17 protein-coding genes are annotated in these 20619 nt (G+C 66.5%); 14 read left to right on the plus strand and 3 right to left on the minus strand.

What is annotated here, in order from left to right; all coding sequences use genetic code 11:
* Positions 1-56: 56 nt before the first annotated feature.
* From glmU to D7316_RS08440, 12 genes are all read left to right on the plus strand, one after another.
* Positions 57-1535: a bifunctional UDP-N-acetylglucosamine diphosphorylase/glucosamine-1-phosphate N-acetyltransferase GlmU gene (gene glmU / locus D7316_RS08385; RefSeq protein ID WP_124707879.1), complete on the plus strand. Its 1479-nt coding sequence runs from the start codon at positions 57-59 to the stop codon at positions 1533-1535.
* A 29-nt stretch (positions 1536-1564) separates the two neighbouring features.
* Complete coding sequence (locus D7316_RS08390; protein WP_124707880.1) at positions 1565-2542, plus strand: ribose-phosphate diphosphokinase; 978 nt, start codon at positions 1565-1567, stop codon at positions 2540-2542.
* Between the two features lie 356 nt (positions 2543-2898).
* Entirely contained in the window at positions 2899-4488 is a 1590-nt protein-coding gene (locus tag D7316_RS08395) for an SMP-30/gluconolactonase/LRE family protein (protein WP_232016824.1), read from the plus strand.
* A 7-nt stretch (positions 4489-4495) separates the two neighbouring features.
* Positions 4496-5341, plus strand: coding sequence for an SDR family NAD(P)-dependent oxidoreductase (locus D7316_RS08400; RefSeq protein WP_124707881.1), 846 nt, complete (start codon positions 4496-4498; stop codon positions 5339-5341).
* 39 nt (positions 5342-5380) lie between these two features.
* Entirely contained in the window at positions 5381-6754 is a 1374-nt protein-coding gene (locus D7316_RS08405; RefSeq protein ID WP_408610070.1) for an aromatic ring-hydroxylating oxygenase subunit alpha, read from the plus strand.
* Between the two features lie 45 nt (positions 6755-6799).
* Positions 6800-8635, plus strand: a complete 1836-nt coding sequence (locus D7316_RS08410) for a flavin-containing monooxygenase (protein ID WP_124707883.1) — start codon at positions 6800-6802, stop codon at positions 8633-8635.
* A 39-nt stretch (positions 8636-8674) separates the two neighbouring features.
* Positions 8675-9610, plus strand: coding sequence for an SDR family NAD(P)-dependent oxidoreductase (locus D7316_RS08415; protein ID WP_124707884.1), 936 nt, complete (start codon positions 8675-8677; stop codon positions 9608-9610).
* Positions 9591-11297: a thiamine pyrophosphate-binding protein gene (locus D7316_RS08420; RefSeq protein ID WP_124707885.1), complete on the plus strand. Its 1707-nt coding sequence runs from the start codon at positions 9591-9593 to the stop codon at positions 11295-11297. Before D7316_RS08415 ends, D7316_RS08420 begins: the two co-directional genes overlap by 20 nt.
* 36 nt (positions 11298-11333) lie before the next feature.
* Positions 11334-12767 carry an aldehyde dehydrogenase family protein gene (locus tag D7316_RS08425; RefSeq protein ID WP_124707886.1) on the plus strand — a complete coding sequence of 478 codons (1434 nt, stop codon included), beginning with the start codon at positions 11334-11336 and terminating at the stop codon, positions 12765-12767.
* A 3-nt stretch (positions 12768-12770) separates the two neighbouring features.
* Entirely contained in the window at positions 12771-13604 is an 834-nt protein-coding gene (locus D7316_RS08430) for a TauD/TfdA dioxygenase family protein (RefSeq protein WP_124707887.1), read from the plus strand.
* A complete protein-coding gene (locus tag D7316_RS08435; protein ID WP_124707888.1) occupies positions 13601-14344 on the plus strand; it encodes an SDR family NAD(P)-dependent oxidoreductase in 744 nt (247 codons plus the stop codon). The genes D7316_RS08430 and D7316_RS08435 overlap by 4 nt, the downstream gene beginning before the upstream one ends.
* Positions 14345-14388: 44 nt before the next feature.
* Positions 14389-14931, plus strand: coding sequence for a carboxymuconolactone decarboxylase family protein (locus D7316_RS08440; protein ID WP_232016825.1), 543 nt, complete (start codon positions 14389-14391; stop codon positions 14929-14931).
* Positions 14932-14961: 30 nt separating this feature from the next.
* Here the strand turns inward: D7316_RS08440 and D7316_RS08445 are convergent, their stop codons facing one another.
* Genes D7316_RS08445 through D7316_RS08455 form a run of 3 tightly spaced genes read right to left on the minus strand, consistent with a single transcriptional unit; the run spans position 14962 to position 18220 of the window.
* Positions 14962-15723: an enoyl-CoA hydratase/isomerase family protein gene (locus tag D7316_RS08445; RefSeq protein WP_124707890.1), complete on the minus strand. Its 762-nt coding sequence runs from the start codon at positions 15721-15723 to the stop codon at positions 14962-14964.
* A 4-nt stretch (positions 15724-15727) separates the two neighbouring features.
* The gene (locus D7316_RS08450; protein ID WP_232016826.1) at positions 15728-16999 is read right to left on the minus strand and encodes an acetyl-CoA hydrolase/transferase family protein; all 1272 of its coding nucleotides are present in this window, start codon (positions 16997-16999) and stop codon (positions 15728-15730) included.
* Positions 17000-17044: 45 nt separating this feature from the next.
* Entirely contained in the window at positions 17045-18220 is a 1176-nt protein-coding gene (locus tag D7316_RS08455) for a CaiB/BaiF CoA transferase family protein (RefSeq protein WP_124707891.1), read from the minus strand.
* A gap of 126 nt (positions 18221-18346) precedes the next feature.
* On the opposite strand from D7316_RS08455, the gene D7316_RS08460 reads away from it, so the two are divergent.
* Both D7316_RS08460 and D7316_RS08465 read left to right on the plus strand, forming a co-directional pair.
* Complete coding sequence (locus D7316_RS08460; RefSeq protein WP_124707892.1) at positions 18347-19819, plus strand: class I adenylate-forming enzyme family protein; 1473 nt, start codon at positions 18347-18349, stop codon at positions 19817-19819.
* Positions 19816-20595, plus strand: coding sequence for an SDR family NAD(P)-dependent oxidoreductase (locus D7316_RS08465; protein ID WP_232016827.1), 780 nt, complete (start codon positions 19816-19818; stop codon positions 20593-20595). The genes D7316_RS08460 and D7316_RS08465 overlap by 4 nt, the downstream gene beginning before the upstream one ends.
* The last annotated feature ends 24 nt before the right edge of the window (positions 20596-20619 follow it).

Here is a 20619-nt window from a genome sequence, read left to right on the forward strand (position 1 = left end):
GCCTGCCGCCGAGGAGCCGTGGTCGACGAACCCGAATCCCGACAGCGGAGGTTGAGATGCCGTCTTCACCCACAACCGCCGTGATCGTGCTGGCCGCCGGCGCGGGAACCCGGATGAGGTCCAAGACCCCGAAGATCCTGCACGAGCTCGGCGGGCACTCGATGCTCTGCCATGCGCTGCGTGGAGCCGCCGCCGTCGATCCCGAGCACGTGATCGCCGTCGTCGGCCACGAGCGCGAGCGCATCAGTGCCGCGGTCGAGGCCATCGCACACAACATCGGCCGCACGATCTCGACCGCGGAGCAGGACAAGCCGCGCGGTACGGGCGACGCCGCCCGGGTCGGGTTGTCCGCACTGCCCGCCGACTTCAGCGGCACGGTCCTGGTCACCGCGGGCGATGTGCCCCTGCTCGACGGCGAGACCCTCGCGCAGATCCTCGCGACCCACCGAGCCGGCCCCGGGGCGGCGGTCACGGTCACCACCTTCATCGCCGCGGACCCCGCGGGCTACGGCCGAATCCTGCGCACCGACGACGGCGCGGACGTGCGCGCGATCGTCGAAGACCGGGACGCCACCGAACAGCAGCGCGCCGTCACCGAGGTCAACGCCGGCGTCTACGCGTTCGATGCGAACACCCTGCGTGACGCGCTGACCCAACTCACCACGGACAACAAGCAGGGCGAGCACTACCTGACCGACGTCATCGCGATCGCCCGCGCCGCCGGCGGGATCGTGCACGCGCACACCGTCGGCGACCCGCACCTCGTCGCCGGGTGCAACGATCGGGTGCAACTCGCCGAACTCGGCGCCGAACTCAACCGCCGCATCATCCGCCGCCATCAGTTGGCGGGCGTGACCGTCGTCGATCCCACCAGCACCTGGATCGACGTCGACGTCACCATCGGGGAGGACGTGCGCATCGAACCGGGCACGCACCTACTCGGGACCACCACCGTCGCCGACGACGCACTGCTCGGCCCCGACACCACCCTGCGCGATGTCGCGGTCGGCACCGGCGCATCGGTGATCCGGACACACGGCAGCGACTCGGAGATCGGTGCGTTCGCGAGCGTCGGACCGTTCGCCTACCTGCGGCCCGGCACCCGCCTCGGCACCGAAGGCAAGATCGGCACCTTCGTCGAGACCAAGAAGGCCGACATCGGTGCGGGCACAAAGGTGCCGCACCTCACCTACGTCGGCGACGCGACGATCGGCGACCACTCCAACATCGGCGCATCGAGTGTGTTCGTGAATTACGACGGCGTGGCGAAGCACCGTACGGTGATCGGGTCCCATTGCCGCACGGGTTCTGACAACATGTTTGTCGCACCTGTGCAGGTCGGCGACGGCGCCTACACGGGAGCGGGTACGGTCTTGCGGGAAGATGTTCCGCCCGGGGCCCTCGCGGTGTCGGCGGGCCAACAACGAAATATCGAGAACTGGGTGGTGCGCAAGCGCCCGGACAGCGAGTCGGCCCGCGCCGCGCTCGATGCCCAACGGAACGACGGTTCCACCGACAGCCAGCCCGGCAACTGACCGCTGTACATCTCAACAGAAGAGTTTTCATGACCTGGACCACGGACAACCAGAAGAACTTGATGCTGTTCTCTGGCCGCGCTCATCCCGAACTCGCACAGTCGGTCGCCGACGAGCTGGGCATCAAGGTGACCCCGCAGACCGCCCGCGACTTCGCCAACGGGGAGATCTTCGTTCGCTTCGAGGAGTCGGTCCGTGGTTCCGACGCCTTCGTCCTACAGAGCTGCCCCAACCCACTCAACCAGTGGGTCATGGAGGCGCTCATCATGATCGACGCGCTCAAGCGTGGTTCGGCCAAACGCATCAGCGTGATCCTCCCGTTCTATCCGTATGCGCGTCAGGACAAGAAGCACCGCGGCCGCGAGCCCATCTCGGCACGGCTGATGGCCGATCTGTTGAAGGCCGCCGGCGCCGACCGCATCATCACCGTCGACCTGCACACCGACCAGATCCAGGGCTTCTTCGACGGCCCGGTCGATCACATGCACGCGCAGGGACAGCTCGCCGACTACGTCCGACAGAACTACGGCACCGACAACGTGACCGTCGTGTCACCGGACTCCGGTCGTGTGCGCGTCGCGGAGAAGTGGGCCGACGCCCTGAATGGTGCACCGCTCGCATTCATCCACAAGACTCGCGACCCGCTGGTCCCCAACCAGGTCAAGTCGAACCGCGTCGTCGGCGACGTCGACGGCCGCACCTGTGTGCTGATCGACGACATGATCGACACCGGCGGCACCATCGCGGGCGCGGTCAAGGTCCTCAAGGACGCGGGCGCCGGAGACGTGGTGATCGCGACGACCCACGGCGTGTTCTCCGACCCCGCCGCAGAACGGCTGGCGAACTGTGGTGCACGCGAGGTCATCGCGACCGATACGCTGCCCATTCCCGAAGAGAAGCGATTCGAGAACCTGACGGTGCTGTCGATCGCCCCGCTGCTGGCCCAGACGATCCGCGAGGTCTTCGAGAACGGATCTGTCACCAGCCTCTTCGACGGCAGCGCGTAGAAACCGAACACTCCGACCACACCTCAACGGGCCGCCGCGACGAACTTCGTCGCGGCGGTCCGTTGTCATGTCGGCCCGCGATGTCGCCGGCGCGATGAGGCGTCGGCGTGATCGGCGTGCAGGCGACGCCCTGAAGTCGCTGACTGCGCAACGTTCCTCCCGATAATCTGACTTCACCTGACCGAGAACTCAGTTTCTATCCTGTCAAGGATAGCAATACTTGTAAATCTTGCGCGCTCCGGTTTAGACTCCGACGCGAGCGAAATTGTGGCCTGAATCACGCCCGTCCGAGGGTCTTCCGTCGACGCCAGGACACCTCGCCATCACTGATCTCCCCTCAGGACAGGAGGCCCACCTTGACTCAGGCGGCCCGCTTCACCAGCTCTGCGCCTCTCGCACTCGCCGATGGATGGCGTCTCGAGCGCCTCACCGATCCGAGCCGCCTGTTCGGCGCGAACGGCATCCGATCCGGCCCGGACGGACGGATCTACATCGCTCAGGTCGCGGGGAGTCAGATCAGCGCCCTCGATCTCGACTCGGGTGCGCTGGAGACCATCAGCGCCAAGGGCAGCGACATCATCGCTCCCGACGACGTGGCCTTCGACGACCGAGGCGACATGTACGTCACCGAGTACTACGACGGACGGGTCAGTGTCCGTGCGTCCGGCGGCGCAACCCGAATGCTCCGGGACGACCTCCCGGGCGCCAACGGGATCACCATCCATCAGGGCCGGCTGTTCGTGAACGAGTGCCGACCCGGCGGCCGACTGATGGAGGTGAATCCCGATGGCGGGTCACCGAAGATCCTGCTCGAGGACCTGCCGATGCCCAACGGCATGGAGGTGGGCCCCGACGGCAAGCTCTACTACCCGCTGCTCGGCGCCAACGAGATCTGGCGGATCGATCCCGACGGCGGTGAGCCAGAAAGGGTCGCAACGGATCTCGGCGGGCCGGACGCGGTCAAGTTCGACTCGGACGGGTTCATCGTGTCGACCCAGGTGGCATCGGGACAAGTGCTGCGGATCGATCCCCGCACCGGTGATCAGACGCTGCTCGCCCAGCTGTCCCCCGGCCTGGACAACCTCACATTCGCCGGCGATCGGCTGTTCGTGTCGAGCTTCACCGGCCAGATCACCGAGATCCTCGCCGATGGTGCCACCCGCACGGCGCTCGCAGACGGCCTGACCTGGCCGCTCGATCTCGCCGTCGGACCGGATGGCACCCTCTACATCGCCGACGGAACCTTTCTGCTCGCCTACCGCGGCGGCGAATTGAGCACCCTGGGAATGCTTTTCAGCCCCGGCTACCCCGGCTACATCCGCGGCATGGCCGCCATCGGCGACGGCGAGCTGATCGTCACCGGCAACGGATCGGTGTCGCGCTACCGACCTGGCGCGGCCGAGAGCGAGGTGCTCGTCGACGGGCTCGATCAGCTCTACGGCGTCGCGGTCTCGACGACCGGCGCGATCGCCGTCGCCGACCTCGGCTCCGGCTCCGTGTTTGCCGTGCAGTCCGGACGGGCCGACGTCCTGGCGAGCGGACTCGACCGTCCGATGGGCGTGGCATTCACTGCCGACGGCACCTGCCTGGTGACCGAGTCGGGCGCGGGACGAGTTGCGGCGGTGACGAATTCGGGAACCGACACCCTGGTCGACGGACTCGAGTCACCCCAGGGCATCGTGGTCGTCGGCTCGCAGCTCTACATCGTCGACGCCGGGAGCAAGTCGTTGGTCAACGTCGATCTGGAGACCAAGAGTCGCCAGGTCGTCGCCACCGGACTGCCCGTCGGCGCACCGCCCGGAGTCACGCCCAAGCCGCTGCTCGGCCTTGTGCCGTTCTCCGGGCCGCAGGGACCCTTCGCCGGAATCAGCGCGGGGCCCGATGGCACGTTGTACATCTCCGCCGACGCCGACGGCAGCGTCGTCGCACTCCGGAAGGGGGCCTGATCACCGCATGGACGACAACCCTGTGGGACTGAGCGGCCGGATCGTGATCGTGTCCGGAGCCGCGGGTGGTGGCATCGGCACCACGGTGACACGGATGGTCGCCGCGGCCGGTGCGACCGTCATCGCGGTGAGCCGATCGAAGGAGAACCTGGACACGCACATCAGTCCGCTGGTCGCGGAAGGTCTTTCCGTGATCCCGGTGAGCGCGGACGCCTCCATCGACGAGGGCATCGCGACCGTGATGGATCAGGTGGCGGTGACCGACGGCACGCTCTATGGCCTGGTCAACGTCGCCGGCGGCGCGGCACCCACAACCTGGATGCCGGCGACCAGGGTCACCCGCGAAGACTGGCGCGACCTGTTCACACAGAACCTCGAGACGATGTTCTTCATGAGTCAGGCCGTTGCCGCCGAGCTCAAGTCACAGAGCCTGCCGGGGTCGATCGTCTCGATCTCCTCGATCAGCGGCATGAACACCGCACCGTTCCACATCGGCTACGGCACGGCCAAGGCCGCGTTGGTCGCAGCCACCAGGACGATGGCCGTGGAATTGGCCACCGACGGCATCCGTATCAACGCCGTCGCCCCCGGCGTCACCGCGACGCCGGCCTCGCTCACCTACGTCGACGACGACGTCGAGCGGGACCGGCGCGCCATCGCCATGGGCCGTCGTGGCCGCCCCGAGGAGCAGGCCGGCGCGATCCTCTTCCTGTTGTCGGACCTGTCGAGCTACATCACCGGCCAGACACTGCTCGTGGACGGCGGACTCAACCTGAAATGGACGCACATGGGCGCCGACCACACGTCCTTGTTTCTCAAGGATCAGGCCTTCCGTGAAGCAATCAGCCACTGAACCAACAATTTTCATCGGGAGAACGTCATGACTGACACAATCGACGACGTCCAGAAGACGGTTCGGACCTCGACCGACGAGCCGCCCACCACACCACTCGAGATCGGCGTCGAGGCCTACATCTCGAGAGATTATCTCCGCGCCGAGCGGGACAAACTGTGGAACAAGGTGTGGCAGCAGGTCGGCCGGGTGGAGGAGATCCCGAAGGTCGGCGACTTCCTGACCTACGAGATCATGGACGACTCGTTCATCATCGCCCGGTCGGCGCCGGACACGATCAGCGCCTATCACAACGTCTGCTCCCATCGTGGCCGCCGTCTGGTGGACACCCCCGAGGGCAAACGGGAGGCGAAGGGCAAGTGCCGCACCTTCGTCTGCGGATTCCACGGCTGGACCTACGACCTCGAAGGCCGCAACACCTGGGCGGCCGAACGCGAGGACTGGCCGACCGGTCTCACCGAGGAGAAGACCCGACTGCGCACCGTGCAGGTGGACACCTGGGGCGGGTGGATCTGGATCAACATGGACCCCGACTGCGAGCCGCTACGCGATTACCTCGAGCCGGCCGCAAGTCTGCTGGACCCCTTCCAACTCGAGAACATGCGGTACCGGTGGCGCAAATGGCTGGTCTTCGACTGCAACTGGAAGATCGCCCTCGAAGCCTTCATGGAGACGTACCACGTTCCTTACACACACCCCGAGTTCCGTTCCTACGGAACGTTTCTCGGGTGGTCGAGGGCACAGGGCAAACACAGCAACATCGGCTACGACGCGCCGAAGGGGATGGAGGACAACCAGGCCAAGCTGCGTGTCGCCGACGGTCCGGACGCCCGCATCTCGACGATCGACCTACAAAACTTCACCTGGGAGAACGCGAACACCAACACCACGCGCACCCTGGTGGACGCGGCTCAGCGGCTGATCGACGAACTCCCGGAGGGCACGCCGGCCAACGAGGTTCTCGCGCATTGGCTGACGTCGGCGCGACGCGACGACGCCGAACGGGGCGTGATCTGGCCGACTGTCGACAACGAAACCGTCTCCAAGAGCGGGACGGCCTGGCAGATCTTCCCCAACTTCCAGATCGGCCATGCGCTCAACAACATGCTCTGTTACAGCGCGCGCCCGTACGGTGACGATCCGGACAAATGCTATTTCGAGGCGGCAGTCTTCGAACTGTTCCCCGAAGGTGAAGAGCCGGAGACCGAATGGGAGTTCACCCCGGAGAACGACCCGGGCTGGCGCACGGTTCTGCCCCAGGACTTCTCCAACATGGCCGCGGTCCAGAAGGGCATCAAGTCCCAGGGGTTCTCGGGCGCCAAGCCCAACCCGTACCGCGAGCGCAGCGTCGTCAACCTGCACCACAACCTGGCCAAGTACATGGGTACGGGAGCCCCCGAAGACCTCGCCTGATCAATTCTTCACCCCTCATCACCAGCGCCCGAGCAAGGAAACATCATGCAGAACTGCGAACCCACGCAGACACCCGACGTCGACATCGCCGCTCTCCACGAGAAGTACCTCCACGAGCGCGACAAGCGCCTGCGCTCCGACGGTCAGGCCCAGTACCTGGAGGCCGAGGACGATTTCGCCGAATTCTACGAGGGCGATCCGCACCTGCCTGTGGTTCCTCGGCAACCGATCACCGACGACATCGATGTGGTGATCCTCGGTGGCGGCTTCTGCGGTCTCATCACCGCACATCGGCTGCAACAGGCCGGCGTCACCGACTTCAAGATCGTCGAGCTCGGCGGCGACTTCGGCGGTGTCTGGTACTGGAATCGCTACCCGGGCATCCAGATCGACTCGGATGCCTATTGTTATCTGCCGCTGCTCGAGGAGACCGGCTTCATGCCGAAGGAGAAGTTCTCCAAGGGGGACGAGTGTTTCGAACACGCGCAGCGCATCGGCGAGCACTTCGGCCTGTACGACCACGCGCTGTTCCACACCCTCGTCCAATCCCTGCAGTGGGACGGTGAGATCAACCGGTGGCAGATCACGTCCAATCGGGGTGACGCGATCCGCGCCCGGTTCGTGATCATGTGCCAGGGCCCCTACAACCGGCCGAAACTCCCGGGCATCCCGGGGATCAAGGACTTCAAGGGACACACGTTCCACACCGCCCGCTGGGACTATGACTACACCGGCGGCGACCTGCACGGCGGGCTGGACAAGATCGGTGACAAGCGGATCGCCGTGATCGGCACAGGTTCCAGTGGTGTCCAGGCGATCCCGCATCTGGCGCGCGGAGCCAAGCATCTCACGGTCTTTCAGCGCACTCCGTCCTACATCTTCGAACGGGCCAACTACCCCACCGACCCGGAATGGGTGCAGACCCTCGAACCGGGCTGGCGGGCCGCGCGGCAGCGCAACTTCCACAATGCGGCATTCGCCTTCTACAACCCCGGCGAACCCGACCTCATCTGTGACGGGTGGACCGAGGTCGCCCGCAACATGGCGGCAAAACTCAACGCGACCGAGAACTTCGAGGGCTGGGCCGCGCTCGCTGATCCGGCGAAGTTCATGGAGCTCAAGGAGATCGAGGACTACCGGTCGATGGAGCGGCTCCGGCAGCGGGTCGAGCAGATCGTCGAGGACCCCGAGACCGCCGAGACCCTGAAACCCTACTACCGCAACATGTGCAAGCGTCCGGTCTTCAACGACGAGTATCTGCCCACCTTCAACCGGCCGAACGTAACGCTCGTCGATGTCTCCGAGACCAAGGGAGTCGAGCGGATCACCGAGAAGGGCGTCGTCGCCAACGGTGTCGAGTACGAGGTCGACTGCATCGTGTTCGCCAGCGGCTTCGAGATCACCACCGCGCTGGAGCGGCAGTTCGACATCACGCCGTTCGCGGGACGCGACGGGGTGTCACTGTACGACCACTGGGGCAAGGGTTTCCGCACCCTGCACGGCGTGATGGCACACGGCTTCCCGAATCATTTCGCCACCGGGTTCGTGCAGGGAGGTGTCACCGCGTCGACCACCCTGATGTTCGAGCAACAGGCCGACCACATCTCGTACATCATCGGTGAGGCCCTGCGCCGCGACGCCACCTTCGTCGAGCCCACACCCGAGGCCGAGGAGGGCTGGGTGCAGACCATCCGCGAGTTCGCCGTGGACAACAGCACCTTCACCACGGAATGCACTCCCGGCTACTACAACAGCGAAGGCGAGCCCAACGGGAGGTCGTTCCTGGGCGACCCGTTCTGGGGAGGGTTCTATGAGCTCAGCGACCGGCTGCAGGCGTGGCGCGACACCGGCGAACTCGACGGGCTGGTGCTCGACAAGTGAGATGTGATCGTGAACCATACTGTCGGGAAGAGTCATTCGATGCCTGAGCTCAGGTTCGACAACCGGGTCGCGGTGATCACCGGCGCCGGGCGTGGATTGGGACGGACCTATGCCCTCCTGCTCGCATCCCGCGGTGCCAGGGTCGTCGTCAACGATCCCGGAAGCAGCATCAGCGGCGAGGACACCGATGCGGGACCGGCCGCCGACGTCGTGCAGGAGATCAGGGACGCCGGTGGCGAGGCGGTGGCGTGTACCGAATCGGTGGCGACGGCCGAGGGCGGGCGCGCGATCATCGACGCCGCGATCGATGCCTTCGGTCGAATCGACGTCCTCGTCCACAACGCCGGCAACAACCGGTACGCGTCCCTGTCGGAGATGAGCTACGCGGACTTCGACGCCGTACTCGACGTCCACCTGCGCGGGGCGTTCCACGTTGTCCGCGCGGCGTTTCCGTTGATGTGTGAGGCGGGGTACGGGCGGGTCGTGCTGACGTCGTCGATCGGCGGGATATACGGGAACAAGAACGTCGCCAACTACGGCGCGGCCAAGGCCGGGATCATCGGACTCTCCAACGTGGCCGCTCTCGAGGGGTACGACCACGGGGTACGTTCGAACGTCATCATCCCGGCCGCCATCACACGACTGGCCGAGGGACTCGACACGTCCGCCTACCCGCCGATGGGCCCGGAACTCACCGCGCCCGCCGTGGGATGGCTGGCACACGAGTCCTGTTCGATCACCGGCGAGATGTTGGTGTCGATCGCCGGCCGGGTGGCCCGCGCCTACATCGCCGAGACGGAGGGCGTCTATCAACCCGAGTGGTCTGTCGAGGACGTGGGTGAGCGTATCGCGGAGATCCGCGACACCACGGATTCCTGGCTCCTGCCGGTGGTCCCGTCGGGTCACGTCGACCACATCACGAAGAGTTTTGCACTAGCGACGGAGGGAAGCGCGCGTGTCAGTCAAAGTCTATGAACGAATCCTGGACCTCTTCGAGGCCGAGGGCATCGACACGATCTTCGGTATCCCCGATCCGAACTTCGTACACCTGTTCCACACCGCGGAGGAACGTGGATGGAATGTCGTTGCGCCCCATCACGAGGAGACCGCCGGCTTCATGGCCGAGGCCGTGTCACGGATGACCGGGAAGGCGGCGGTGTGCATCGGCACCCTCGGCCCCGGCATCGCCAACATGGCCGGCGCCGTCATGTGCGCCAAGGTGGAGAACTCGCCGGTCATCTTCCTGGGCGGTCAGCGCGCGCGGATCACCGAACAACGGGTCCGCCGCGGCCGGATCCAGTTCGTCCAGCAGTCCGGGCTGATCGAACCGTCGGTGAAGTACAGCGCCAGCATCGAATACGCGGACCAGACCGATGAGATCATCCGCGAGGGTCTGCGCCGGGCACTGTCGGGAACACCGGGTCCGGTCTACATCGAGTATCCGTCGCACGTCATCCAGGAAGAGCTCGACGTACCTCCCGTGTTGCCCCCCAGCCGGTACCGCCTCGTCGGGCAGACCGCAGGCCAGGAACAGATCGAGGAGGCCGTGCGACTGATCGGCGCGGCGAAGCAGCCGATCCTGCTGGTCGGTCACGGTGTGCACACGGCGCGCGCCGGCGCCTCGGTCAAGGAACTCGCCGACCTGATGGCCTGCCCCGTGATCCAGACCTCCGGTGGTACATCGTTCATCGAGGGACTCGAGGATCGCACGTTCCCATACGGATTCTCCACGGCCGCCGTCGAGGCGGTGGTGACGTCGGATCTCTGTCTGGCCATCGGCACCGAGCTCGGTGAACCCGTGCACTTCGGCAAGGGACGGCATTGGCTCGAGGGCGAGGCCAACCGCAGCTGGTTGTTGATCGAGCAGGACCCGGCGGCGATCGGGGTCAACCGTCCCATCGACGTCCCGTTGGTCGGTGACCTGCGTGCGGTGGTTCCGCAACTCGTCGAGGCGCTCAAGGGTTCGCCCCGCACCCCGACGCCGGAGCTCAAACGATGGATCTCCGAGGACGCCGCACAGTTGGCGGAACTGGCCGAGACCGCCCCGTCCGGCTCGTCGCCGGTCCACCCGGCACGGTTGATCGTCGAGGCCACCAAGGACTTCCCGGCCGACGGGATCATGGTGCGCGACGGTGGTGCGACCACCATCTTCGGCTGGACCTACTCCCAGGCCAAGCCGCACGACGTCATGTGGAATCAGAACTTCGGGCACCTAGGCACCGGACTCCCCTATGCCGTCGGGGCGGGCGTGGCCGACGGCGGCAAGCGTCCGATGATGCTGATCACCGGGGACTCGTCGTTCCAGTTCCACATCTCGGAACTGGAAACGGCCGCACGCCTGAATCTTCCGCTGGTGTGCGTCGTGGCCGTCGACTACGCGTGGGGCCTCGAGGTCGGCGTGTACAAACGCACCTACGGGCAGGGCTCCCTCGAGACAGGCGTGCACTGGAGCGAGTCCACCCGCCTCGACAAGGTCGCCGAGGGATTCGGATGCTACGGCGAGTACGTGGATCGAGATGAGGACATCGCGCCCGCGATCAAACGCGCGTACGCCAGCGGTCGGCCCGGCGTCATCCACGTCGCGGTCGATCCCAAGGCGAACTCCGAGGAGATGCCGAGCTACGACGAGTTCCGTACGTGGTATGCCGAGGGCCAGCAGTGAGACTTCTAGTTGCACGACAAGAGAATTGGGGATGTCATGCGTGAGTACCGCACGTTCTACATCGGTGGCCGATGGGTCGAACCCGCCCAGTCGGCGACCTTCGAGGTCATCAATCCGGCCACCGAGGAGGTGTGCGGCACCGTCGCCACCGGCACCGCGGCCGATGTCGACAAGGCGGTCGCGGCCGCCCGTCAGGCCTTCGACTCGTGGTCGGTGAGTTCCGTTGCCGACCGGATCGAGTTGCTGCAGAACATCTCCGCCGAATACCAGAATCGCAGTGGCGACCTGGGCGCGGCACTCACCGAGGAGATGGGCGCGCCGTCGGCGCTGGCGAACGGCTTCCAGGTCGGGCTGGGCGCCGGCCACCTCGGCACCGCGATCGAGGCACTACAGAAGTTCACCTTCGAGGAGCAGCGGGGTGAGTCGCTCATCGTCAGGGAACCGATCGGCGTGTGTGCGTTGATCACCCCGTGGAACTGGCCGATGAACCAGATCGCGGTGAAGGTCTTCCCCGCTCTGGCGACCGGCTGCACGATGGTCCTCAAACCGTCGGAGCGCTCACCGTTCACCGGCCAGATCTTCACCGAGATCCTCGACGCCGCAGGGGTGCCCGCCGGCGTGTTCAATCTGGTGCAGGGCGACGGACCGGGCGTGGGCGTGCCGCTGTCCGGACATCCGGACGTCGACATGGTCTCGTTCACCGGTTCCACCCGCGCGGGCATCGACATCGCGAAGAATGCGGCAGCCGGCGTCAAGCGGGTCACCCAGGAACTCGGCGGCAAGGGACCCAACATCGTGCTCGACGATGCGGATCTCGCCGAGAACGTCGCGAAGGGTGTCGTCACGATGATGCTCAACTCGGGACAGACATGCAGCGCGCCATCGCGCATGCTGGTGCCCAATCATCGGATGGAGGAGGCGATCGACGCGGCGAAGGGCGCCGCACCCACGGTCACCGTGGGCGACCCGGCCGGTGACTTCGCCATCGGTCCGGTCGTCTCGAAGTCGCAGTTCGACAAGATCCAGAATCTGATCAAGCAGGGTGTGGACGACGGCGCGACCCTGGTCGCCGGCGGGCCCGGGCGACCCGAAGGGCTCACCAAGGGTTACTACGTCCGGCCGACCGTCTTCGCGGATGTCAAGAACGACATGGCGATTGCCCGGGAGGAGATCTTCGGCCCGGTGCTGACGATCCTCGGCTATGACAGCGTCGACCACGCGATCGAGATCGCCAACGACACCGAGTACGGTCTCGCGGGTTTCGTCGCGGGCGCCGACCTCGATCAGGCCCGTGCGGTCGCCCGGCGAATCCGCGCCGGTTCGGTGGCGATCAATGACGCCTTCGACTTCTGCGCGCCGTTCGGTGGTTACAAGAAGAGCGGCAACGGCCGCGAGTGGGGTGAGTTCGGCTTCGACGACTACCTGGAGATCAAGGGCATCCTCGGCTACGCACCGGAAAAGGGGGACTGACCAATGAGCACGATCAGAACGGAAAGGCTCTCGGAGAACGTCGGCGCAAAGGTGCTCGACGTCGACGCCGACCGACTCAGCACCGACCCCGACCTGCCCACCGCGGTTGCCGAGGCGCTCGAGAAGTACGGGGTGCTGCTGTTCCCCGAACTCCACGCCACCGACGAGGCGATGGCCGGGTTCTGTGCCAGACTCGGCACGCTGATCGACTTCTCACATCGTCCCCCCGCGAACGAGAAGGTGATGGAGATCAGTTTCGATCCGTCCAACCCGAACGCGGAGTACCTGCGCAGCAACGAGTTCTGGCACATCGACGGACTGCTCGACGAGATCGCCCCCAAGACCTCGATACTCACGGCCCGGGTCACCTCCGCCGAGGGCGGGGAAACAGAATTCGCCAGTACCTACGCGGCCTACGACGAGCTGTCCGACGAGGAGCGGCAGCGCTTCGCCGAGTTGCGGGTCGTGCACACCTTCGATGCCGTTCAGCGCATGACCTACACCGACCCGACACCGGAACAGCTGGCCGACTGGGCCACCCGCACCGCTCGGGAACATCCGCTGGTCTGGGAGCACGATTCCGGACGCCGATCACTCGTCCTGGGCGCGACGGCATCGCACATCGTCGGCATGGACGTGGACGAGGGCAAGGCGCTGCTCGCCGAGCTGCGCGACCGTGTCACCGGCCCCGGCAAGGTGTGCAGCCACAGCTGGACCGAGGGCGACACCGTGTTCTGGGACAACACGGGTCTGGTCCATCGGGTACGCGAGTTCGACCGGGACAAGCCCCGGGTCATGCATCGACTCACGGTCGCCGGCGAGGAGAAGATCAAATGAGCGGACGCACAGCCATAGTCACCGGTGGCGCGTCCGGAATCGGTGGTGCCATCAGCGCGCGGCTGGCGTCCGGCAACGATCAGGTCGCGATCTTCGACATCAACGGCGACGCCGCCGAGGCGGCCGCCCGGGCGATCGAGGATGCCGGTGGCAAGGCGATCGGCCTCGCCGTCGACGTGACCGACCGTGCTCAGATCGATGACGGCGCCGAGCAGGTCCGCGCACGACTCGGCCGACCGACCGTGCTCGTCAACAGTGCCGGCGCCACGCTCGCCACCCCCTTCCTGGAGATCACTGCCGATACCTGGAACCGTGCGCTCGCCATCAACCTCACCGGCACGTTCGACTGCTGCCAGGCCGTGCTCCCCGACATGCTCGAGGAGGGCTGGGGCCGCATCGTCAACATCTCGTCGTCGAGCGTGCACAGCGGCTCGCCGGGATTGGCGGGATACGTCACCGCGAAGTCCGGGGTGGTCGGTCTGACAAAGGTTCTCGCGCTCGAGTTCGGGCGACGGGGAATCACCGTGAACACCATCCCGCCCGGCTTCATCGACACACCCATGCTGCGCAGGACCGTGGACTCGGGGATGGTCGACGTCGACACCCAGATCGCGAAGACACCGGTCGGCAGAATCGGGCGACCCGAGGATGTCGCTGCCACATGCGCGTTCCTGGTCAGCGACGAAGCCGGGTACATCACCGGGCAGATCATCGGGGTCAACGGCGGGCGCAACACGTGACCGCGCGGATACCGCCGGCGTGCAGGGAGGACTGGTCTCCTCAGATGCGGGACTTCGTGGACGGGTTCCGGTCGTCGGTGAAAAGCGTCAGTCCCGATCACGAGCGGCAGGCCGGGGACAATCTGCTCGGCACGCTCGCCCGCTATCCGACCCTGGCGATGGCGTTCCTGACCTTCAACAAGCATCTGCTCGCCGGATCGGCATTGTCGGCGCGGCAACGGGAACTGCTGATCCTGCGGGTGGCGCACATCCGGCAGGCGGACTACGAATGGGCCCAGCACGCGATCCTCGCCGCGCGTGCCGGGATGACCGCCGACGAGATCGAGAGGGTCGCCGAAGGTCCCGACGCGCCCGGGTGGACGCCGGATGAGCGCGCGCTTGTCGTCTCCGTCGACCAATTGCTGAACGCCGGCACCATCGGGGACGAGACGTGGGAGGTGCTCACCGCACAACTCGACGAGCAACAACTGATGGACGTCGTCTTCACCGTCGGCTGCTATGCGATGCTGGCGATGTCGTTGCGTTGCTTCGGAATCGAACCCGAGCCGAGTTTGACCGCCCATCTCCCCAGGGACCACGCCAGATAGGCCGTCCGGGGCTCCACGAACTCTCTGCTGTCAGCGACCCCGGTAGCGGGGAGTTCGCTTCTGGGCGAACGCCGCCGGCCCCTCCTGGGCGTCGTCACTGCGATAGCAGTGCTCCGACGCCGCCCGCGCGGCCTGCAGGGCCGCGGACCGACCCATCTCCGTCGAGAGCATGACCGTCTCCCGCGCGGCGCGGACCGACAATGGCGCGCCGGCCAGGATCTCCCGAGCCAGTTCCATTGCCGTGCCCAGCACGTCTCCCGACTCGGCTATGCGATTGACCAACCCGATCTCGTAGGCACGCTGCGCCGTGATCGGCTTACCGGTCAGCAGGATCTCCATCATGATGCGCTGCGGGATCATGTGGATCAGCGGCGATGCCCACGGTGAGCTCCTGCCGACCTTCACCTCGGTCACCGCGAACTTCGCCCGGCTGTCGGCGACGCAGAGGTCGCACGCCTGGGCGATCATCCAGCCGCCGGCGAATGCGGCACCATTGACCGCCGCGATGGTCGGCTTGGTCAACTGCACCGTGTCGTAGGGCAGGGCGAACATGTTCCGAGGTGGCACCTGCATCCCGGTCGCCACCATCTCCTTGAGATCTCCACCGGCGCAGAACGTCTCCCCGGTTCCCGTGAGAACGGCAACGCGCAGTCCATCGGTGTGCTCGAATCGATCCCACGCCTGCGCCAGTCCGTCCCGGACGTCCTCGGACAGGCAGTTCCGGGAATCCGGCCGGTTCAGCGTGATGATCGCGATCTCGTCGTCGACATCGAACAGGACGGCGTCACTCACTGGCTTAGTACCTCCGCTGCTGGATCGGATGGGCCGCCCGCGCCAGGTCCTCCTGGAAGTCGGGGTGGGCGATGGCGATCAGGCGACGGGTTCGTTCGGCGATGCTGGAGCCTCTGAGCTCGGCCGCACCGAACTCGGTGACCACCACGTCGACCTCGCTGCGCGCGGTCGTCACCGGACCAGACAGCGTCGAGGTGATCCGACTGACGGTGCCGCCCTTCGCGGTCGACGGGAGGGCCACTATCGAATGCCCACCGCGCGACCGCGCGCCGGCCCTCACGAAGTCGACCTGTCCGCCGGTGCCCCCGACGTAGGTCGAGCCGCTCTGCTCCGCGTTCACCTGTCCGGTGAGGTCGACCTCGACAGCGGAGTTGATCGTCACGAGCTTGTCGAGCCGGCCCATCACCCCGGCATCATGGGTGTACGACGTCGCGCACATCCGCATATCCGGGTTCCGGTGCGCGAAGTCGTAGAGGCGCTGCGTACCGATCAGTGCACCGGTGACGGTCACTCCCGGATCGATCCGCTTGCGCGCGTTGGTTACCGCACCCGCCTCGACCAGGTCGACCAACCCGTCGCCGACCATGCCGGAATGCACGCCGAGGTCCGTACGGTCGACGAGCAGTTGCAGCATCGCGTCGGGCACCGCGCCGACACCCATCTGGATGACCGAACCGTCCTCGATGTAGGCGGCCGCGAACCCGGCGATGGCACGATCGGTGTCCCCGATCCTCGCCGGACTGACCTGGATCGGCGGGCGCGAAACGTGCACCATGTGATCGATCTGCGACGCGGGCAGGAGCTCACCGAGCGTGTAGGGCACCTGATCGTTGACCTCGGCGATGACGACCCGTGCCGTCGTGACTGCTGCCCGCACGTAGTCGCTGATCAGCCCGAAGCTGTGGTCGCCGTTGGCATCTGCCGGGCTCACCTGGACGAAGGCCACGTCGCACGGCAGGTGCCCCGTGACGATCATCGGTGCCACCTGACCGACGTGACACGGGATGATGTCCAACACGTGGTCCTTGGTCATCGATCGCAGGGTGCCGATCGCGCCCATGCTCGACAACCGTACGGCCCCCGCTGACGCCGGGGTCAGGGTGCCGGAGAAGCTGGTCGCGACAAAGGCGCGCAGACCGCCGATGTCGGCGCCCTGCGCGACGAGCGCTTCGAGCAGCGTGGTCGGCTCACCGCACGCCTGGCCGATCACGATGTTGTCACCCGGACGCAGCAACATCGACAGATCGACACTCTGGGAGGGGGTTTCGACCGTCACGCGAGGTGCTCCGCCGAGGGCGTGGACGCCGAATGTGTGCCCATCTCAATCACGCTCTCGGCCACCGTTTACCTCTCGCGCTCGCAGCCGCATCTCGTCGAGCACCTCCTCGGTGTCGCCGCCCAGCCGGGGAGCCGGACCCGCCACCCGACCCGGAGTGCGTGAGAACCAGGCCGGAGTCCCGGGGAAACGCACTGTCCCGTTGGGGGTTTCCACATCTTCGAAGAGGCCGACGGCGTTCAGGTGGTCGTTGTGGAACAGGTCGTCGAGACTGTTGACCGGCGCGGCCGGGATGTCCAGCGAACGCAGCAGATCCAGCCATTCCTGTGTGGTTCGTTCGGCGAACGTCTCGCCCAGCAACGCGTAGACGGTGTCGATCCGGGCGGCCCGCTGCGCGAGAGTCGCGAAATGATCACCGGCCCACGGTGGATTGACCGCCTCGACGAACACCGACCACTGCTTGTCGTTGTAGACGAGGGCCGAGATGTGGCCGTCCTTGGTGCGATACGGCTTTCGATTCGGCGATACGGCCCGGGGATACGCGGCCGGACCGAGCGGCGGATCGAACATCGCGCCGTTGGCATGCTCGACGAGCATGAATGCCGCCATCGTCTCGAACATGCTCACCTCGACCTCCTGCCCGTCACCGGTCCGCTCGCGATGGAAGAGCGCCATCATCGTCGCGTACAGCGCCGTCATGCCGGCGACCTTGTCGGCCATGATGGTCCCGACGTAGCCGGCCTCCCCGGTGAGTTGCTCCTGAACGAACGGCAGGCCGCATTCCGCCTGGATGGTGTCGTCGTAAGCGGTTCGGTCCGCGTCGGGGCCGCGACGCCCATAGCCGTAGCAGTTGGTGTAGACGATCGACGGATTGATCGCGGCGACCTCGTCGTAGGCGAACCCGAGCCGCGCGATCGCCGACCCACGCATCGAGTGGATGAACACATCGGCGTCGGCGATCAGTCCACGCAGCGCGGACCGGCCGGCGTCAGAGCGTAGATCCAGTACCGCACTGCGCTTCCCGCGGTTCACGTTCACGAACACGCCCGCCATGCCCGGCTCCGGACCCACCGAGATGTAGCGGGTGTTGTCACCCGCGGGTGGCTCGATCTTGACCACATCGGCGCCCATGTCAGCCATGATCTGGGTGCAATACGGACCCATGACCATGGCCGTCAGATCGACCACGCGAACCCCACAGAGGGGACCTGTGTGCTTCATCCGCCCTCGATCCCGCATGCCGCGGCATCGTGTTCGCCTGCCATCACCGGACACAAGCTATCAGATCAATCCTTACAAGGATAGTGGTATTAGTAGCGGGTGGAGAATTTCAAGACGATAGGCACCGTGCTGGACCCGACCCTCTCGTCGAGGCCTGATTCCCCGGCCGTCGAGGCTGCATCCGGCGTGTGGTCGTACGCCGAGCTCGATCAGCAGGCGCGTCGGGCCGCCGGCGCACTCTGGGCACTCGGGGTACGCCCCGGCGACCGAGTCGCGGCCTGTCTGCCCAACGATCTCGACATCGTCGCGGCATTCCATGGCACACAACGTATCGGCGCCATCTGGGCCGGCATCGGGGAGGCGTTGACGGAGGACGAGCAGCAGGGCGTTCACGACCTCGTCGAGCCGTCGGTGACGTTGGCCGGCACCCGCTGTCGGGTCACGTCGGCAGGACGCGTCGATCCGGCACGATGGTCCGACCTCCTGGCCGGTGACGAGAACGCGCCCGCCGTCGACGTCGACATCGACGCACCCGCGGGCATCGCGTTCACCAGCGGGACGTCGGGGCGCCCCAAGGCCGTGGTGCACAGCCAGCGCAACATGCTGCTGCCCGGGGCGGCGCTCGGTGCCGACCGCGGCTGGGGGCCGGGCCTTCGCAAGGGCGACAGCTTCCCGCTCACGATCCTCAACCTCATGGTGCTGTCGACGCTGCTGACCGCCCAGTGCGGGGGTTGCGCGGTCGTGATGGACCGCCGCGACGTCGACGGCGTCGTCGAGTGGATCACCAGCCGAGCGGTGACCGTATGGAACGGTGCGCCGGCCCAGCTCTACGACCTCGCCCGTCGACCGGAGGTCGACCTCGGTGCGCTCGTCGAGGTCTGGAGCGGCGGCAGTGACACCTCCGATGAGCTGCGCCGCGATTTCGCCGCGGCGCATGGCATCGTGCCGCGCGCCACGTACGGACTCACCGAGGCACCGACCGTCGTGGCGATCGACCCACGGGGCAACGAGTGGCGCACCGGCGCGAGTGGTCGGGTGCTGGCCCATTTCGATGTCGCGGCCTATGACGACGACGGACGGCGCCTACCCGCAGGAGAGCTCGGCGAGCTGAGATTGTCGGGCCGCTCCGACGGTCCGTGGGCAGGTGCGTGGCGGCCGATGCTCGGCCATTGGGAGCGTGACGGCCTGCAGCCTGCCGGTCCCGGGCCAATGGCCACCGGCGACGTCGGAACGGTCGACGACGAGGGCTGGCTCACCGTCCTGGACCGAAAGAAACTGGTCATCATCAGGGGCGGCGCCAACGTGTACCCGCTCGAGGTGGAACGCATCATCGGCGCCGATCCCGATGTCGCGCGGGTCGCCGTCTACCCGGTTCCCGACGATCGCCTCGGCCAGCGCGTGGCGGCGGTCGTCGAGAGCACAGGCCGACCCGTCGATTTCGAGGCGCTCGCGGAACGGTGCCGAAAGGCGCTCTCCCCCTATAAGGTTCCGGAGATCTGGACCCTGGTCGATGAGCTCCCCGTGAACGCCATGGGCAAGGTGCGGCGAACCGAGCTCGCCGATCTCGTCGCCGCATCGACGGCGCGAGGCCCGGCGTGAGCGTCGATCGGGGTCTACCTGCCGCCGAGATGTTCGGCCTCGACGGCCGGGTGGCCATCGTGACCGGGGCATCCTCGGGACTCGGCGTCGCCGTGGCAGAGACGCTGGCCTCTGCCGGGGCGCGGGTGGCGGTGGTGGCCCGTCGTCGAGAACGGCTCGCGGAGATCGCCGCGAGAGTGGACGGGCTCGCCGTCACCTGCGACCTGTCCGACCTCGACCAGGTGGGCGACATCGTGCCGCAGGTGATCGACGGCCTCGGTCCACCGGAGATCGTCGTCAACGCCGCCGGCACCATGTTCACCGAGGAACGGGCGGAGTCCGAGCCGATCGACGCGATCCGTTCCACCATGTCCCTCAATCTGATGGCGCCGCTCGTGCTCGCGCAGAGCGTCTTTCCGCACATGCGTGACGTCGGACGGGGATCGGTCATCAACATCTCATCGATCAGCGGCCGGGTCGGCATTCCGGGCATACCGCAGGCCTCCTATGCGGCGAGCAAGGCCGGACTCTCCGGCCTGACGACCGAGTTGGCCGTGCAGTGGGCGAGGCACTCGATCCGGGTGAACACGGTGGCGCCCGGCTTCTTTCGCAGCGAGATCACCGAGCCGCTGTACACCGCCGAGCGTGCCGCCGAGTACCTCCGCCGCAACACCCCGCTACCGATGCAGGGAACCGCGCAGGACATCGTCGGAGCGGTCCTCTGGCTGGCCGGCGACGCCGGCGCCTACGTCACCGGCCAGACCATCGTCGTCGATGGCGGGTGGACCGCACGATGATCGGACGGGCTTAACCATCAAGTA

The sequence above is a fragment of the Gordonia insulae genome, from assembly GCF_003855095.1.
GTDB lineage: Bacteria > Actinomycetota > Actinomycetes > Mycobacteriales > Mycobacteriaceae > Gordonia > Gordonia insulae.

Excerpts from the sequence above, each read along its gene's own strand:
- glmU (WP_124707879.1), top strand. The coding sequence starts at position 57 with ATGCCGTCTTCACCCACAACCGCCGTGATCGTGCTGGCCGCCGGCGCG.
- D7316_RS08390 (WP_124707880.1), top strand. The coding sequence starts at position 1,565 with ATGACCTGGACCACGGACAACCAGAAGAACTTGATGCTGTTCTCTGGC.
- D7316_RS08400 (WP_124707881.1), top strand. The coding sequence starts at position 4,496 with ATGGACGACAACCCTGTGGGACTGAGCGGCCGGATCGTGATCGTGTCC.
- D7316_RS08410 (WP_124707883.1), top strand. The coding sequence starts at position 6,800 with ATGCAGAACTGCGAACCCACGCAGACACCCGACGTCGACATCGCCGCT.
- D7316_RS08415 (WP_124707884.1), top strand. The coding sequence starts at position 8,675 with ATGCCTGAGCTCAGGTTCGACAACCGGGTCGCGGTGATCACCGGCGCC.
- D7316_RS08425 (WP_124707886.1), top strand. The coding sequence starts at position 11,334 with ATGCGTGAGTACCGCACGTTCTACATCGGTGGCCGATGGGTCGAACCC.
- D7316_RS08430 (WP_124707887.1), top strand. The coding sequence starts at position 12,771 with ATGAGCACGATCAGAACGGAAAGGCTCTCGGAGAACGTCGGCGCAAAG.
- D7316_RS08435 (WP_124707888.1), top strand. The coding sequence starts at position 13,601 with ATGAGCGGACGCACAGCCATAGTCACCGGTGGCGCGTCCGGAATCGGT.
- D7316_RS08440 (WP_232016825.1), top strand. The coding sequence starts at position 14,389 with ATGCGGGACTTCGTGGACGGGTTCCGGTCGTCGGTGAAAAGCGTCAGT.
- D7316_RS08455 (WP_124707891.1), bottom strand. The coding sequence starts at position 18,220 with ATGAAGCACACAGGTCCCCTCTGTGGGGTTCGCGTGGTCGATCTGACG.